At 56.9% G+C, this 16,068-nt stretch carries 12 protein-coding genes; 8 read left to right on the top strand and 4 right to left on the bottom strand.

Annotated features, from left to right (window positions below; all coding sequences use genetic code 11):
• Positions 1–10: 10 nt before the first annotated feature.
• Genes Pan97_RS10835 through Pan97_RS10805 form a run of 7 tightly spaced genes read left to right on the top strand, consistent with a single transcriptional unit; the run spans position 11 to position 9,508 of the window.
• Entirely contained in the window at positions 11–1,990 is a 1,980-nt protein-coding gene (locus Pan97_RS10835; protein ID WP_196782347.1) for a midas domain-containing protein, read from the top strand.
• Positions 1,987–3,054 carry a hypothetical protein gene (locus tag Pan97_RS10830; protein ID WP_144972410.1) on the top strand — a complete coding sequence of 356 codons (1,068 nt, stop codon included), beginning with the start codon at positions 1,987–1,989 and terminating at the stop codon, positions 3,052–3,054. Before Pan97_RS10835 ends, Pan97_RS10830 begins: the two co-directional genes overlap by 4 nt.
• Positions 3,055–3,090: 36 nt before the next feature.
• Positions 3,091–4,335: an NPCBM/NEW2 domain-containing protein gene (locus tag Pan97_RS10825; RefSeq protein WP_144972408.1), complete on the top strand. Its 1,245-nt coding sequence runs from the start codon at positions 3,091–3,093 to the stop codon at positions 4,333–4,335.
• A 17-nt stretch (positions 4,336–4,352) separates the two neighbouring features.
• Entirely contained in the window at positions 4,353–6,140 is a 1,788-nt protein-coding gene (locus Pan97_RS10820) for a S1C family serine protease (protein ID WP_144972406.1), read from the top strand.
• Between the two features lies 1 nt (position 6,141).
• On the top strand, positions 6,142–7,167 hold the full coding sequence (locus Pan97_RS10815) for a S1C family serine protease (protein ID WP_144972404.1): 1,026 nt from the start codon (positions 6,142–6,144) through the stop codon (positions 7,165–7,167).
• The gene (locus Pan97_RS10810; RefSeq protein ID WP_144972402.1) at positions 7,168–9,117 is read left to right on the top strand and encodes a PDZ domain-containing protein; all 1,950 of its coding nucleotides are present in this window, start codon (positions 7,168–7,170) and stop codon (positions 9,115–9,117) included. It begins immediately after the preceding gene.
• 46 nt (positions 9,118–9,163) lie between these two features.
• A complete protein-coding gene (locus tag Pan97_RS10805) occupies positions 9,164–9,508 on the top strand; it encodes a hypothetical protein (RefSeq protein ID WP_144972400.1) in 345 nt (114 codons plus the stop codon).
• Here the strand turns inward: Pan97_RS10805 and Pan97_RS10800 are convergent.
• The 4 genes from Pan97_RS10800 to Pan97_RS10785 all read right to left on the bottom strand — a co-directional run bounded on the left by Pan97_RS10800 (position 9,477) and on the right by Pan97_RS10785 (position 14,757).
• Positions 9,477–10,328, bottom strand: a complete 852-nt coding sequence (locus Pan97_RS10800) for a sugar phosphate isomerase/epimerase family protein (protein ID WP_391529984.1) — start codon at positions 10,326–10,328, stop codon at positions 9,477–9,479. The two genes, Pan97_RS10805 and Pan97_RS10800, sit on opposite strands and share 32 nt — an antisense overlap.
• A 158-nt stretch (positions 10,329–10,486) precedes the next feature.
• Positions 10,487–12,259, bottom strand: a complete 1,773-nt coding sequence (locus Pan97_RS10795) for a Gfo/Idh/MocA family oxidoreductase (RefSeq protein WP_144972398.1) — start codon at positions 12,257–12,259, stop codon at positions 10,487–10,489.
• A gap of 3 nt (positions 12,260–12,262) precedes the next feature.
• Positions 12,263–13,075, bottom strand: a complete 813-nt coding sequence (locus tag Pan97_RS10790) for a DoxX family protein (protein WP_144972396.1) — start codon at positions 13,073–13,075, stop codon at positions 12,263–12,265.
• A 263-nt stretch (positions 13,076–13,338) separates the two neighbouring features.
• On the bottom strand, positions 13,339–14,757 hold the full coding sequence (locus Pan97_RS10785) for an MATE family efflux transporter (RefSeq protein WP_144972394.1): 1,419 nt from the start codon (positions 14,755–14,757) through the stop codon (positions 13,339–13,341).
• Between the two features lie 193 nt (positions 14,758–14,950).
• Between Pan97_RS10785 and Pan97_RS10780 the strand changes: the two genes are divergently transcribed.
• Complete coding sequence (locus Pan97_RS10780) at positions 14,951–15,919, top strand: D-2-hydroxyacid dehydrogenase (RefSeq protein ID WP_144972392.1); 969 nt, start codon at positions 14,951–14,953, stop codon at positions 15,917–15,919.
• Positions 15,920–16,068: the final 149 nt, after the last annotated feature.

The following is a 16,068-nucleotide window of genomic DNA, read 5'->3' as shown; positions in this document are numbered from 1 at the left end:
GGAGAACACGATGCCTAAAAGTCCTTCGATTCGAAGTGCGCTGTTTGGACTGCGAGGGCTGATTCTCCTTACTTGCATCGTCTTCCTTGCCGGCCTCGCTCGCGCCCAGGCTCCTGAGGTTGCCAGCAAAGAAACTCTAGCCGAGCGTCAACAGCAACTCAGCGCCAACTTTGACGTGCTCGAAAAGCTGATGCTCAAAATGGCCGATATCGATGAGGCCAACAATCCCCAGCGTGCCAACCTGCTGCGCGAAGCGGTTCGTAACAGCCGCAACTTGCGCGTGTTGTCGCGAATGGAAGAGACGACCGGTTCGCTCACCGAGGGACAACTCAAGCGTGCCTCCGACCAGCAAACCCTGATTGAGAACGACCTCCGCTCCCTCCTGAAGTTGCTGCAAAGCGAAAATCGCGACGAGCAGATCAAAGACGAAGAAGCTCGTATCAAGTCGTACATCAAGTCCGCTCAGAAGCTCTTGAACCGTCAGCGTAGCATCCAGGGCCGGACCGAAGGGGGCGCTCAAACCAAACCTCTTTCCGACGAACAAGCCCGCCTGGCCGACGACGCGAAATCTCTTTCCGATGAAATCGCCGAGCAGGAAGAAGGGGGCCGCCCCGAAGATGCTTCCCAGCAAGGGGATGCCGATTCAAAAGAAGGCAAGTCCGGCGACTCGGATGACAAAGAGGACAAGTCCAATCAATCGGAAGAAGGTGACAACCAAAACGGTGAGTCCGGCGATAACAAGCCTGGCGACATGAACCAATCAGGCGACTCCCAAGATGGCCAAAGCAAAGAAGGTCAATCGAAGGAAGGGGAGTCGAAAGAGGGCCAGTCCCGACAAGGGCAACCATCCGATTCGCCAGGGGAACCCAAGGAAGGGGAATCGTCCGACCAGGAAATGAAAGAAGGCGATTCCGAGAAGGGAGACTCCGAGAAGAGCGACTCGGAAAAGAAGGAAGGGGATTCCCAGAAGAAAGAGGGCGAGATGGGCCAGTCTCCCATGGATGGCCAGCCTCAGGAAAAGCAAGAGGGACAAGAAGGGGAGCCAAGCCCAAACAACCAACAGGGCCAGCAAAACCAGCAGCAAGGACAACAGGGTCAACAAGGCCAGCAGGGAGAACAAGGCGAGCAGAACCAGCAGCAACAGCAGCAGCAAGAGTTCTCGCCTCGCAAGCGAATTGAAGAAGCCCAGCGGCGGATGCAAGAGGCCCAGAAGAAGCTGGACGAAGCCGACAAAGAAGGGGCCGTCCAAGAGCAACAAGCGGCCCGCGATGAGTTAGCCCAGGCGATCGCCGAATTGGAAGAGATCCTGCGTCAGCTTCGCGAAGAGGAAATCGAACGCGTCCTGGCTCGCCTGGAAGCTCGCTTCACGAAGATGCTGGAAATGCAACTACGCGTGAACGACGACACCGAACGCCTCTCGCAGATCCCGCTCGACCAGCGAGGCTCTGCCGAAGACGCGGAAGCCGGTAAACTGAGCTTCGCGGAAAAGCAAATCGTTGTCGAAGCCGACAAGTGCCTGGAACTACTTAAAGAGGAAGGCTCTTCCATCGCATTTCCCGAATCGATGATGATGGTTCGCGAAGACATGCAGGAAGTTGCCAATCGCCTGGGACAAGCCAAGCTTGACAGTTTGACCATCACCATTGAAGAAGACATCGTCACCGGGCTCGAGGAACTGCTCGAAGCCCTCAAGCAAGCTCAGAAGGATCAGGAAGAACGCAAACAACAACAGCAGCAACAGCAACAACAGCAGCAGCAACAGGGTGAAGAGCCGCTTGTCGATAAGATTGCCGAACTCCGGTTGATCAAGTCGATGCAAGTTCGCGTCAATCAACGAACCAATCGATACGCTCAAATGCTGGACGATGCCGACGACGAGGTCGGTCAGGCGACCAGCGATGATTTGAAGAATCTGTTGCGGGACTTGGCCGAGCGTCAAAGCCGCATTTACGACATCACTCGGGACAATGTTCAGGGGAAGAACCAATGAGTTTTCGCCGAATTGCCTGCTGCGTATGCAGTATCGTCGCTCTCGGGGGACTACACGTTTCCGCAAGCTTTGCCCAAGCGGAAGCGGGTCTCGCCGTCGCCGACCATTGGGCCCCTCCCACACGGGAACAATTGGCGGAAGAACTCACGGCCTGGAGCCAGATCACTAACGCCCCCTCTGATACCAAGCAGAAACTGCTGACGCTCTGGTTGGAAGACGGCGATACGTCGCTTAACCTTCGTCAATTGTTGGATCAGTCGCTGGAGATCAGCGCCGACGACATCTGGCAACAGCTTCAGGCCTTCCAAAACACAGGCATCTACCAAGGCCCAATCGAACTCGATCCGAGCAACCCCGATGCCTGGCCACCAGGCTTCCTCGTCCATCACGCGAAGTTCGTTTACGGCAAGTGGCTCGCCGAGAAAGGTTTCTATGACGAAGCTCTCAAAGAATTGAGCGAACCGACGCCTGATCAGGTAGTCGACCCGGCCGCTCTTTTGTTCTTTGAAGCCGCTTGTCAGCATTACCTGCTGCAGAAGGACGAGTGCGTCGCCACGCTAAAACAGCTTCTGGCCCGATCGGAAGGCCTGCCGGCTCGCTACCTGGCATTGTCGCAGATGATGCTCAAGGATATCGAGCCGCTCGAGACTGACTCGTTGGATGAAGTTGCCCGCCTGATGCGGGACATCGAACGTCGTCTCGATCTGGGCCGCGCCGGCAAGAAGGTCCGCAAGACCGAAGAAGACGTCGTTGCCAAGCTCGATAAAATGATCGAAGACCTGGAAAAGCAGCGTCAACAGCAACAGCAGCAACAACAGCAGTCCCAACAAGGCAACGGGCAAGGCTCGCAGCCCCAACAAGACAGCCAACCTGGCACCGAGAGTGGTCCTGGCAATGTCGATCCCAAAGAAATGAAGAACAAAGGGGAGTGGGGCAACCTGCCTCCTAAGGAACGTCAGGAAGCGCTTCAGCAAATCTCCAACGAGTACCCTTCGCACTATCGCCGAGCGATCGAAGAGTACTTCCGCAAGATTGCCCGCGACCCCTCCTCGGCCAACAACTAACCACCAGACTACTGTCGCTCTGAGACATGACGCCTCATGAAGACGTTTTCCCTCATCATGCTTTCGCTCCTCGCCGCTGGACCAGCGGTCGAGGTTCAGCAATTGGACGGATCCAAAACCAGCGGCGACCTTGTCGAGCTATCGGCCGACTCGCTGAAAATTCAGCTGTCCGATGGTAAGTCGTCGGTCTTTCCCGCTAAAGAGATCATCAGCGTCCGTCCGCTTCAGCAGGCCGATTCCGCCAAGACGCAAGCGGTCAGCAAAGAGCTGTTTTTCGCGGATGGTTCGCGTTTACTCGTGTCCGACATGCTGGTTTCTTCCCGCAATGCCGAACTTATGCTCGGTACCGGGGCGCGCGTCGAAATTGGTCGCAGTGCCCTCAAAGGGGTACGGCTGCTTCCGGCCGATCCACAGTCCTCCGAAGCGAAACTCCCGGACGACGATCCGCTTCGCGAAAAATGGCATGAGCTTGCCAAAGAGCATACCGGCGGCGACGCGATCGTTCTCAACCGCGAAGGGATGCTGACTGTTCAAGAGGTGGTCATCCATGCCGTCACCGCCGAAGGGGTCAAGATCCAACTCGACGAGATCACGACCACCGTCAATCCGGCCAAGCTATACGGACTGCTCTTCTACCAACGTGCCGCAAGAGAGTTCCCTGCGCCGCTGTGTGTGGTCCACTTAAATGATGACTCGGCGCTCGTCGCCAAGTCGATCAAGATGAACAACGGTCAGACGCGCGTCACCATCCTGACCGGGACCGAGATTCCGATCCTTTTCGACCGGATCGCCAAGTTCGACTTCGCGGCCGGAAACATCCAGTTCCTTGACGAACTGAAGCCCACCCGAATTACCTGGACGCCGGTTCTTAAGTCGGCCATCGCCGTGGATGACCTGTCCCTGGTTTATGCCCCGCGGATAAACCATTCGTTCCAGGGGGATCCCATTCAACTGGAAGAGGATCAGCAACCCCAGATTTACGCGCGCGGCATCGCCGTCCATGCGACCTCGGAACTGCTTTACCAACTGCCGTCCGGCTTCCGCCAACTGCAAATGCGTGTCGGCATTGCCCCAGAAAGTTTAGGTACCTGCACGGCCAAACTGCAGATCATCGGCGATCAAAAGATTTTGTTTGAAAAAGACTTTAGCAATCACACCCCGCCAGAAGACATCGCCTTGAACATCTCAGGCGTCAGTCGACTCAAGATCGTAGTCGACGCAAATGACGGCGAAGATTTTGGCGACGTGCTCCATCTCGTTCAAGCACGCCTGCTCAAATAATTCGAGAAGAAACCCGCATGCTTCGCACTGTCCACATTGCCCCACTGGTCGCTCTGTCTCTCCTGTTTGCCTACCACGCAAATGCGGCGGAGATCGATCTGGTTCTCAAAGCAGAACAGGCCCGGATTGCCGCCGTCGCCAAGGCCTCGGCATCGACCATCTCCGTCTTCGCCGGAGCAGCCGGGGGTGGCAGCGGCGTGATCATCAGCGCCGACGGCTACGCGGTCACCAACTTCCACGTGGCCGACCCCGCCGGCAATTTCATGAAGTGCAGCATGCCGGAAGACGGAGGCAAGGTCTACGATGCCGTCATCGTCGGCGTCGACCCGGTCGGGGACGTGGCGGTCATCAAGATGCTCGGTCGTGACGATTTCCCGGCGGCCGAAATCGTCGATAGCAACTCAGTCCAGGCAGGCGACTGGTGTTTCGCCGTTGGCAACCCATTCCTGCTGGCAACCGATCTTCAACCGACCGTTACCTGGGGCATCGTCTCTGGCGTGCATCGCTATCAGTACCCGGCGGGGACGCTTCTGGAATACACCGACTGTCTGCAAACCAATGCGGCCATCAATCCTGGCAACTCAGGCGGCCCCTTGTTCAACGACAAAGGTCAACTGATCGGCATCAACGGACGTGGTTCGTTCGAGAAACGTGGCCGTGTGAACGTGGGCGTAGGTTACGCGATTTCGATCAATCAGGTGATGAACTTCCTCGGCTATCTGAAAAGTGGCCGGATCATCGACCATGCCACCCTCGGCGCGACGGTAACGACCGACACCGAAGGACGCGTCGTGGTGACCAACATCTTGAGTTCCTCTGACGCGTACCGACGCGGGCTGCGCTACGGCGACGAGATCGTCAGTTTCGGCAATCGCGAGATCACCACGGTCAACGGCTTCAAGAATATCCTCGGCATATATCCACGCGGCTGGAGCATCCCCCTCTCGTATCGACGCGAAGGGAAACGGTACGACACCGTCGTTCGCCTGGCCGGCGTTCATTCGCGGCGAGAACTACTCGAAAAGACCGGCAATGCCCCAATTCCACCAAGCCCCGAAGAAGCACCCCAGCCAGAAGATGGCAAGGAGGCTCCGAAAGAGGGTGAAGAGAAGCCGAAGAGACCGATCCCTGTCCCAGGGCACCCACAAACCGAAGAAGCCAAGCCGCCGGAAGAGTGGAAGCACCTGTACCAGGATAAGACCGGCTACGCCAATTACCACTTCAACCAAGAGCATCAGAAGCGACTCCGCAAGGCGCTCGATGCAATGGGGGACTGGTCGCAGACGTCGGACAACTGGGAGCTGCAGTACTCGCTGGTCGACAATGACAACGGCGTGATCCACATCGGCCCGATGACCGTCGAAGGCAAGATGGCCGGCGTCAATCACAATGTCGAAATCGCTGGCGACCTGACCGAAAAGCTCGAGCCCGCCGGCAGCGGAGGTCTGTTCCTGGCCCTTTACACGTGGAAGCGTCTGCTTCGCGAGAAGTTCGACACCTTCGGTGAAGTCTACTACCTGGGCACTGCACCGCGGCGTGACTTCGACGTGCAGTACGACGTGTTGGTTGGCCTGTACGATGCCCTGGAAATTCGAGCTTACTTCGACCAGAAGACCGGGCAGTTGATGGTCCTGGAGATGTTCCCCGAGACCGATTCCGATCCGTGCGAAATTGAATTCAGCGAATACCGCGAGACTGACGGCTATACGCTTCCGCATCGCATGGTCGTTCGCTACGGCGACGATCCGTTCGACATCATCACCGTGAAAAAGTGGTCGGTGAAACCTGCCGGCGAAGGAGCGTAACATGAGTCGTAAGCACCTCACTCAGACGCTGCTGGCAAGTGCCGTCGCCCTTAGCCTGCTGATTCCCATGCAGTCGGCAAATGCCGAAGCTACCCTGCGCGAAGTGACCCGAGACGTCCAGCGGAAGGTCGTGAAGATCTACGGGGCAGGGGGGCTGCGTGGTCTTGAATCGTACCAGTCTGGCAGCCTCATTTCCGACAAGGGCCATATCCTGACGGCCTGGAGCTACGTACTCGACTCGAGCGTGATTACCGTCGTGCTCGATGATGGCCGTCACTTCGTGGCTGAACTCGCCGCCGCAGACCCTCGCTTTGGGATCGCGCTGCTTAAGATCGACGCCGACAACCTCCCGCACTTCAGCTTGGACAAGGGGGTCTCTCCGAAAGTGGGTGATCGCATCTTGTCGTTCAGCAACTTGTTCGGCATCGCGGCGGGGGACGAACCGGCCAGCGTGCTCAGCGGGTACGTTTCCGCGATTACTCCGCTGGAAGCGCGACGCAGCACGTTCCCCTCGGCCTATCAGGGACCGGTCCTGATTGTCGATGCCATCGTGAACAACCCAGGTGCCGCCGGCGGCGTGCTGACCGATCAGGATGGCAATTTCGCCGGCCTGTTGGGGAAAGAACTGCGAAGCTCGCGAAACGATATCTGGCTGAACTACGCGATTCCGATTGCTCAACTTCGCGAGTCGATCGAAGACCTTCTCGCCGGACGTTCGCGACCTGCGATCGATCCTGAGAAAGAGAAACCACTCACGCCACTCACGCTGACTCACTTGGGCCTGGTGCTGGTGCCAAACGTCTTGGATAAAACGCCCCCCTACGTGGAACGCGTCGAAAGCGATTCGCTGGCGGAATCCGCCAAGCTGCAACCAGACGATTTGATTTTGTATGCGGATGGAACGCTGATCTCCTCGCAAAAGGCACTGATCGAAGCGTTTAGCTACAAGGATCGAGACGACACCGTCTCGCTAACGGTGCTGCGCGACGGACAACTGGTCGAACTCACTCTGAACGAACTGAAATAAATGTCGAAACCGTTTTCCATCCTGTCATGCCTGCTGGTGCTGGGCATATTGCTGACTGCTTCGCCAGGGCAAGCCCAGCAACTGAATATCGCCGAACAAGAAGCGATTCAAGCAGCCGTCGATCGTGTCGCCGCCAGCGTCGTGCAAATTGAAACGGTAGGCGGACTGATCGAAGGGGGCGGGCCCATCGAAGGAGCCAGCCGCACGACCGGCACCATCGTGTCGCCGGACGGCTTCATCCTTTCCAGTCTGTACGGTTTCATCCAGGAACCCTCCGGCATCCTGGTCACCATGCCTGGCGGCAAACGCGTCGCCGGCAAGATCATCGCGAAGGATACCCAGCGGAATCTTATCCTGCTGAAGGTGGAAACCGATGCCGAACTGGCCGTACCTGAGGCCGTTGCCCGCGCAGAGCTTCAACCAGGCCAGTGGGCGATTGCCCTTGGCAAAACGTTCGCCAAAGACCTGCCGTCGGTATCGGTGGGCATCGTCAGCGCTACCCATCGCGTTTGGGGCAAAGCGGTGCAAACCGATGCGAAGATCTCCCCGAATAACTATGGCGGACCGCTGATCGACATTCAGGGACGCGTGATCGGCATCCTCACGCCCCTCTCACCGCAAGACCCCGGCGCAACCGGCGGATTTGAATGGTACGACTCCGGCATCGGATTCGCCGTTCCCTTGACCGATATCCAGCAGCGGCTCGACACGCTGAAAGAAGGGGAAGACCTCAAGCCAGGGCTGCTAGGCATCAATCTCAAGGGGAACGACATCGTCGCCGACCCAGCCGAAATCGCCGCCGTGCGGTACAACAGCCCCGCTCAGGTTGCCGGCATCCAAGAGAAGGACGTCCTGATTGGGGCCAACGGACGCCCGATCGTGCGCCAGGCGCAGCTCAAGCATATCCTGGGAGAAGCCTACGCAGGGGACACGCTCGAGTTCAAAGTAAAGCGTGGCGAAGAAGAGCTGACTTTCAGCATTACCCTGGCCGACGAACTCATCCCGTACGAGCGCCCCTTTCTGGGGATTCTGCTTGACCGAAACATTCTCGACGCCGCTGTTGTTAACCACGTGTTTGATGACACGGCGGCCAAGACCTCCGGCGTTCAAGCCGGTGACAAGATCGTCAAATACGATGACACCGAAGTTGATTCGCCTCAAACCCTGCGCGAAGCGGTCGCCACGGCCGAGCCCGACGTGCCTCATAAGCTGGTCGTCCTGCGTGGTGAAGACAAAACGACGCTGGAAGTCACCCCGACAAGCATGCCCAACGAGTTTCTCGCCGCGGTGGCCGCGCCAACCGCCCCTGAAGGAGTTGAGGCCCGCGAAGGGGTCGTCACGGGTGAAAGTGATTTCCAACTGGCCGAAGAAAAGAACAGTGCCAAGCTGTTTGTGCCGGAAGCCGCCAAAAAACTGCCTTCGCTCGGTCTGGTCGTATTACTCGGCGACGCCGAATTCAAGATCGAGCCGCAGTGGGACGCTTGGAAAAAGCAAGCCGAAACATTTGGCTACGCCCTGTTAGAGATTCAACCGGCCAGCGAGTCGCGTTGGACTCGGCCTGAGATCTCGGTCGTGCGAAAGATGATCGACCGCGTTCGCGACAATTACAACATCGACGTCACGCGTACGGTCACCGTCGGTGGCAAGTCAGGCGGGGCCATGGCCCTGCTGCATGGCTTTGAAAACCGTGACGTGCAGACAGGTGCCGTGGCGATTGAAGCCGGCATTCCTCGCGGCACGAATATTCCCGACAACGAGCCGCTCGAGCGCCTGGAAATCGTCTTCCTGATTCCGAAAGACTCGGAAACGACGGTCACGCTTAAACCGCAGATCGAGACACTCGAGAAGATGAAGTTCACCGTCATCCGCTCTGAAGCGACGGGAAGCAAGTTGTCGGAAACTGACATCGAAGCCGTTTCCAACTGGCTCAATACGCTCGATCGCATTTGATCGCCTCGCCCCGACGCCGCCAGCCTCATTTGCCCCTGCGAGGACGATGCTCTCGAAACGCTCGCAAATTGGATTGATCTCACTAACGACATTGGTCGCCGCAGGAGCCATCTGGCTGTTTGCCGAAGACCAGTGGTATTACGGCCCCATACAGTCGGTTCTGCTGCGAATTGGCCTGGTTCTGGGTGCCATTTGGATTGGGTACCCGCAGATATCGCAGCTGCCCATCTGGCTGGCCACCATCGGCATCATTTCCGTCCTGACGGTTCTGCTATTTAAAAAAGCGGCGATCATCGTGATCCCGCTTTTGATTTTGATCTGGTTGTTACGGCCAAGGCCGTCGAAGAAGCGAAACTCGACTAACCGAGAATCTTCGTCTTCAAACCGTTAAGCAGCGTCACCGCGTGCCCCACTTCTGCCTTTTGGCGTTCTGGTTCCTGGGGGATTTCGCGTTCGATGGTCAGCGGCCCTTCATAGCCCACTTCCTTTAGAGCACGCAGGTAGGCTTCGATGTTGACGTCCCCTTCGCCCAGAGGCACTTCCTGGCCCCATTCCTGGCCGGGGTTGGCCGCCCACTTGGCGTCCTTACAGTGAACGCTTCCCAGGTACTTGCCCACTTTCTTGACCGCCTCAATCGGCTCGCCGGTTCCATACAGGATCATGTTCGCTGGATCGAAGTTGACCTTCAAGTTGTCGCGGGCGACGTCCCCGATGAACTGAAGCAGTCCGTCCGCCGTCTCTTGTCCCGTTTCCAGGTGCACGCTCTGCCCCATCGCCGCGCAGTGATCGCAGAGTTCCTGGGCGACGGCGACAACCTGCGAGTACTGTGGATCGCTCGTATCGTGAGGGATAAAGCCGATGTGCAGGCCAATGCACTTGCAGCCGAGCAAGTTTGCGAAGTCGGCAATCTCTTTCATTTCAGCCGTACGAGCGGCACGTGTTTCTGGCGGAACCAGCCCCACGGTCTTCTGCGTGGTGGGGATGTCGGCGTAGCTTTCGTCTTCGAAGCCGCCAAACACGCAGGTCACTTCGATGCCGTACTCTTTCAGTTTCGCCAAAATCTTATCGGCGCCCTCTTGGTTACGGGAGGACTGATGGGGAGAGTGAATCTGGATCGTCTTGATGCCCAACTCCTGGGCCACATCCAAGTCCACGCCGAGTCCGGCATCAATGCTGGTGAAGACACCAATCGCCCACTTTTCCACAGTCATCTCCTTCTAGGCAGGTTTTTACTTCGAAGCGTTTTAGCGGAATGTAAAGCACCTACTCCAGGATCGCAACCATGCGTTTTGGTATACGTACAAAAAAAGACCCAGTAATTGAATCACTGGGTCTTTTCTGAATTTTTGCGATTGAGCGAGGTGCGAACCTACGCCAGGTCGTTTTCTGGAGTAGCGTCGCTGTGGACGTCGAACCATTCTTCTTTGAATGGAATGTAACCACCTTTGCCCTGGTTCGAGCGTTGGATCGCCAGGCGAGCCGTCAGCGCGATCACCGCATCCCCCATGGCGACTTCCGGGTGACACTTCGGCTTGTTTTCCGGGGCTGGATTGCGGATGCAGTAAGCCCAGTGCTCGATCTCTTCCGTGTAACCACGGCTAACCGGACCTTGGCTGGCTGCGTTGGCAAGTGAAGCGGCTTTCGTCTGGCCGCCACTGGCCTGGGTATCCATCGTTGGGCCGTCGGAATCCTTCTTGACGCTCAACTTGGTATCGGCCGAGACACCGTTCTTGTACAAGGCGACGTCCTTCTCGTTGTGCAACACGAGCGAACCCTTAGTACCCATCACGACTTCCCCATAGCCACCAAAGCCGTTGCCGTTGATGGAGGAGTAGGTCACGACGACCTTCTTGTGAGGATCTTCCTGGTACGAAGGCACACCCTTCTTCTCGGGAGGCCAGTTGGTGACCTTGTCGTAGTAGCCGACGTCGAACGACGGATCGTAGCCGCTACCCGGGAATTCGAACATGCAGTAAACGTGATCGTCGGCGTCTCGGTCGTAACCGAAGATGTGGCGTCCGCCGGTAGCATGCACGGCCAGCGGATGCGCCTTCTTGCCATCCTTACGCAGGGCACTGATGAAGATCGATGCCGCGTCCAATTGGTGACTACCCAGTTCAGCCATCAGACCACCACCGGTGCGGTCCCACAGACGCCAACGACAAAGTTCTTCCAGAGCGGAAATCTGACGCTCGCCACCCTGGCGATTGCGGATGGTGAAGTCTTCGTAGCCATACTTGGTTGGATCGATCTTCTGATCTTCGTTCCAGGCAGCGTACTGAGCGTACATGGCCTTGTAGTGAGCCCGACGCGTTGGATCGGTTTCGGTGTCGACGCGTTTCTTAAACGCGTTCATGCCGCTCTTGATCTGGTCGACGATCTTGCCGTCGGCCAGCTTTTCACCACCGGGGATCGGTTGCTGCCAGCTGTCGCCGCCCGGCAGATTACCGCGGTGCCACTGAGCGCGGATGTGGTGAATTTCACCCAAGACGCCCCACTGGATCAGGTTCACGGCGTTGTCGTACAGCACGCTGTAGTGCCGTTGGTGACCGGTGGCGAGGTAGAGATCCTGCTCCTCGGCCATACGGGCCATTTCCTTACACTGCTTGACCGTGTGGGCCATCAGCTTTTCGGTCAGCACGTGCTTGCCGGCAGCCATGGCATCCATGGCGACCTGCTTGTGAATGAACAGCGGCAAAGCACAAATCACGGCTTCGACGTTGGGGTCGGCCAGCAGTTCTTTGTAGTCGGTGTAAACCTTGACGTGCTTCTTGGCTTCGTCTTCGGTCTTCCAATCGTAAACCGACATCAGACCCTGACGGGCTTCCAAGGCGGCCGGGCTGGAATGGTCGCCGTGGAACGCGCGATGAATGTTGTAAGGGCGAATGTCAGAGATGGCGACCACGTCGACGTATTCGGGATTGAGGGCACCAATCAGCACGCTCCCTTCGTCACCGGTACCGATGACGCCGATGCGGACCGGGTCCTTCACCTTCGAGTAGCCAAAGTACATGGCACCCAGGCCGGCACCCGAGACGGCACCTGCAGCAACAACGCCCTTCAAGAAGTCACGACGATTCACACCGAGTGCTTCGTTGAAGTTTTCCTTGCCGACGGCGAGTTCTTCTGGTTTCAAATTCATGATTTACTCCCCTTTATTGGATGCACCGCGGCTGCAGCACTTGCTAAATGAGTTCCAAAGAATGTAATCCAGCCCGGCAAATCTGCCTGCACCGATCGCGGCGATCAACAGCAGCGAGACAAACTCAACCGACTGATAGTAGACGTAGGTAAGGTCCGCTCCGTGGGCAAACGGCCACTGAGCCAGCATCACTTGGAGCAAAAATCCGGCAACGCCCAAAGCCGCTAACCGCGTAAAGAGCCCCAGGATCAACAAAATACCGCAGACGAAAAGGACCCAGGTCACGATCAAATCGACAGACCCCTGGTTGGGATTCACCTGGTTCACCCGAGCATCGGTCTGCGTTACCGACTGTCCAATTGTATTGAGGTCGTCAATATAGTCAGCCTCAAACTTGGCGATGTCGTTGGTCCACTTACTCAGTTTCCCAAACAGCTCTTTATCTTTGTCGGCCAGGCGATCTTCGTAGTGGGCTACGCCGCGGTAGCGCTCGTCCTGGCGTTTTTCTTCGTAAACCTGAAGCTCGTTGAAGTACTTCTCGATCTCCTCGGCGTTCTCTTCGAAGTAGTAGTCAATACGCGAACCGTAACGGTCTAACGCTTTCTGGAATTGATTGATAGATTCGTCGCCGAACTTATCCTTCGCCCAATCACGGTAACCAGCGGCGCGATCCATGATCTCTTTTTTACTAAGCCGATGCGTTCCATACAGGTCGAAGACCATGCCGCGGAAGTTATCGGCCAAAGGTCCTTTGGCGTTCCGCAGGAAGCCCGCGGACGAAAAATCTCCCGTTTGAACCTTCTTGGAACCTTCCATAAAGAAATGCCAGCCGGTGACGCACCGGAGGACAACTAAAATCACAATGGCAATCCAGCCAAGTTGGTATTTCGAGGTAGACAGGGAACTAGCTCCTCAAAAGATGTGTTTCGGGGTGTGCGGATGTTGGAGGGGTGGCACTTTAGATTAGCTACGTGCCGGGGGTATACGGATATGCATCCAGTATTAATTATTGCCAGAAACGGGCATTTCGCCAAGAAGAGGCGTCGTAATTCCCCGAAACTACGCCCCAATACGCCAATTTAGGCGGGGTCAATCACCTTCTTATTGCGCCACTGGCCGGTGAAAAAGCGAGCCCAATGCGTGAGTGCGAGCAAGATCACCCAACTGGTCATCGCCACCCACAGTCCCTCGACATGAATTCGGTCCAACCACAAACAGGTTCCCGCCAGAAGCGATAGTACCAGCGAGAAGATCAAGCCAACGGTCAAAATGAACCGCACATCGCCGGCCCCTTTGAGCGCACTCACAAACACCAGGTTTACCGCATCAAACACGCAGAAGAATGCGACAAACCGCAAGAGGACAATCGTGAGCACGCGAATCTCTTCGAATTCCGAGGGTTCCATCCCCATCGCATGGGCCGACAGAAAGAAGTCAGGCAGAAGGAAGTACGTCAGTCCCATCCCGCCGGCGTACGTCAGGGCAATGCACAGCCCCGACCAGGTCGCCACAGCGGCTCTGGCCGGATCAGCATGACCAATTTCGCGACCAACGAGCGTGCTGATGGCGATCCCCAAGCCGATCAGCGGAACGAATGTCAATGCGTTGATGTCAACGGCCAGCGTCGAGGCGGTCATCGCAGTGATTCCCATGCGCCCCATCAAAAAAGTAAAGCCGGTGAATGTCCCGACTTCCAGCAGCACCTGAAACCCACTCGCCGAGCCGTATTGGAAGATCCGACGCAATAGCCCTGGCTCGTCGTGCGACCAGTCGAGAAATCCAAACTGGCCGCTTATCGCCGGCCGGTATAGCAAAATCAGGTAGGCAACCACCTTAAACCACTGGCTCAACGAGGTAGCCAGCGCAGCCCCGGGAATGCCTTCGAGCCACTCGCCACAGAAGCCAAAGATGAACAAGCCGTCGAGCACCACGTTCAACATGCACGACCCGATTTCGACGAACATCACGGTCGTCGTCTTGCCGCGCCCGGTGAAAAAGGTCGACATGGCCGCCGATACGACGGAGGCACCTGCACCGAATGTCAGAATCTGAAAGTACCGTACTTCCAACTGTTGCACTTCCGCCGAGTGCCCCACCAGCGAGAACGCCCAAGCCGCGAAGGGAATCGTCAGAAAGTACGCCGGAATCATCAGCGAGCCGAACTTCACCCCTTTGCGGATGACGGCGCCGATTTGCTCAGGACGTCCCGCTCCGTCGTACTGGGCGACGAACGTGTTCAAGTACGACGCCAGGCCGATGGGAAAGCAGAGCAGCGTGAAATGGAGCATGCCAGCGGGCAGGGCGGCCGCCATCGCTTCGGGCGAATACCAGAACAGAAACATTCGGTCGACGAAATTGGTCATCGACCACGAGGCCGTCGAGGCGATCAGCGGCAGCGCAATCAGCAATAGCTCGCGGATACCGCACGGGCGGCTCCACCAGTTTTCATCTTGGCTGATCGTCGCCATCGACTCAGCGTGCTGGGATGGTTCCGCCATGGGGCCCTAGGGAGAGGTGCATGGAAACGAAGCGAATCTCCATTATTCGCGAAGGTAACTTCCGGACAATCGCCAAGCGGTAAGGTTCGGAGATTCGACGTGTGAATTTAACCCGATAGTCTGCCTGGGTGAGTTGAATTACGATAGCTCAACGCTTTCATTTCGCATCCCCTACCGTGGAGCTACCGAGCTCATGAAAATCGCGCTTTGCTACCAGACGCAACCTGAGTTTGTCGAGGCCATTCAACAAGTTGCCCCCGATGCCGAAGTGATCGACGCAGGACAAGAGGGAATCGCTGAAGCCATTTTGGATGCCGATATCTTCTGCGGGCACGCCAAAGTCCCCATGCCGTGGGCCGAAGTCGTTCAGAAAGGGAAACTGAAGTGGATCCAGTCCTCGGCCGCCGGCATGGACCACTGCCTGGTGCCGGAGGTGATTGCCTCGGATATCATCGTTTCGAGTGCCTCGGGACTGTTTGCCAACCAAGTCGCAGAGCAAACTTTTTCCCTCTTACTGGGCCTGATTCGCAGTTTACCGGTTTTCTTTCGCGCACAAGCAGTAAAAGATTATACGAGAAGACCTACCCACGACCTGCACGGCAAAACGGTCGGCATCGTGGGCTTGGGAGGAAATGGACGCCGGATCGCGGAAATCCTCTCGGCATTCCGAACCCGGATCCTGGCAACCGACCTCTTTCCCTATGATTGCCCCGATCATGTCGAGGCGTTATGGCCTGCTGATCGGCTGGACGATTTATTAGCCGAATCGGACGTCGTGATCCTCACCCTGCCACTGAATGCGAGCACCTATCACATCATCGACGAGAGTCGCTTCGCCGCGATGAAGCAGGATGCCTGGTTCATCAACGTAGCCCGGGGACAGGTCGTTAAAGAAGCGGCTTTGATTGAGGCTCTGCAAAGTAAGAAGCTACTGGGAGCCGGGGTCGACGTCGCCGAGATTGAACCGCTTCCCGCAGATAGTCCTCTATGGACAATGGAGAATGTCATCATTTCCCCACATGTTGGGGCCCAGGGAGCCACACGCAACGCAGATGCCACAGAGTTGTTCTGCACGAATCTGCGTCGGTATTTAAAGGGTGAGCCTCCCATCAATTTGGTCGATAAACAGCTCGGTTTCCCGGTACGAAAGCCCACTTCGTAGCGGCGCAGCCCAGTTCAATCAGCCTTTACAAACCAATAAGCTGGAAGATATTACCATTCACTAGAAATTCACGATTTTGCGGGAAAGAATCTTTACCCAAAGATTCGCTCCCTCCTATCATGCACAAGGACATTCTGCGTTTTGAACCC

The sequence above is a fragment of the Bremerella volcania genome (assembly GCF_007748115.1).
Taxonomy (GTDB): domain Bacteria; phylum Planctomycetota; class Planctomycetia; order Pirellulales; family Pirellulaceae; genus Bremerella; species Bremerella volcania.
Note: the sequence above shows the minus strand (reverse complement) of the source record. Positions and strands in the feature narration are given on the sequence as shown.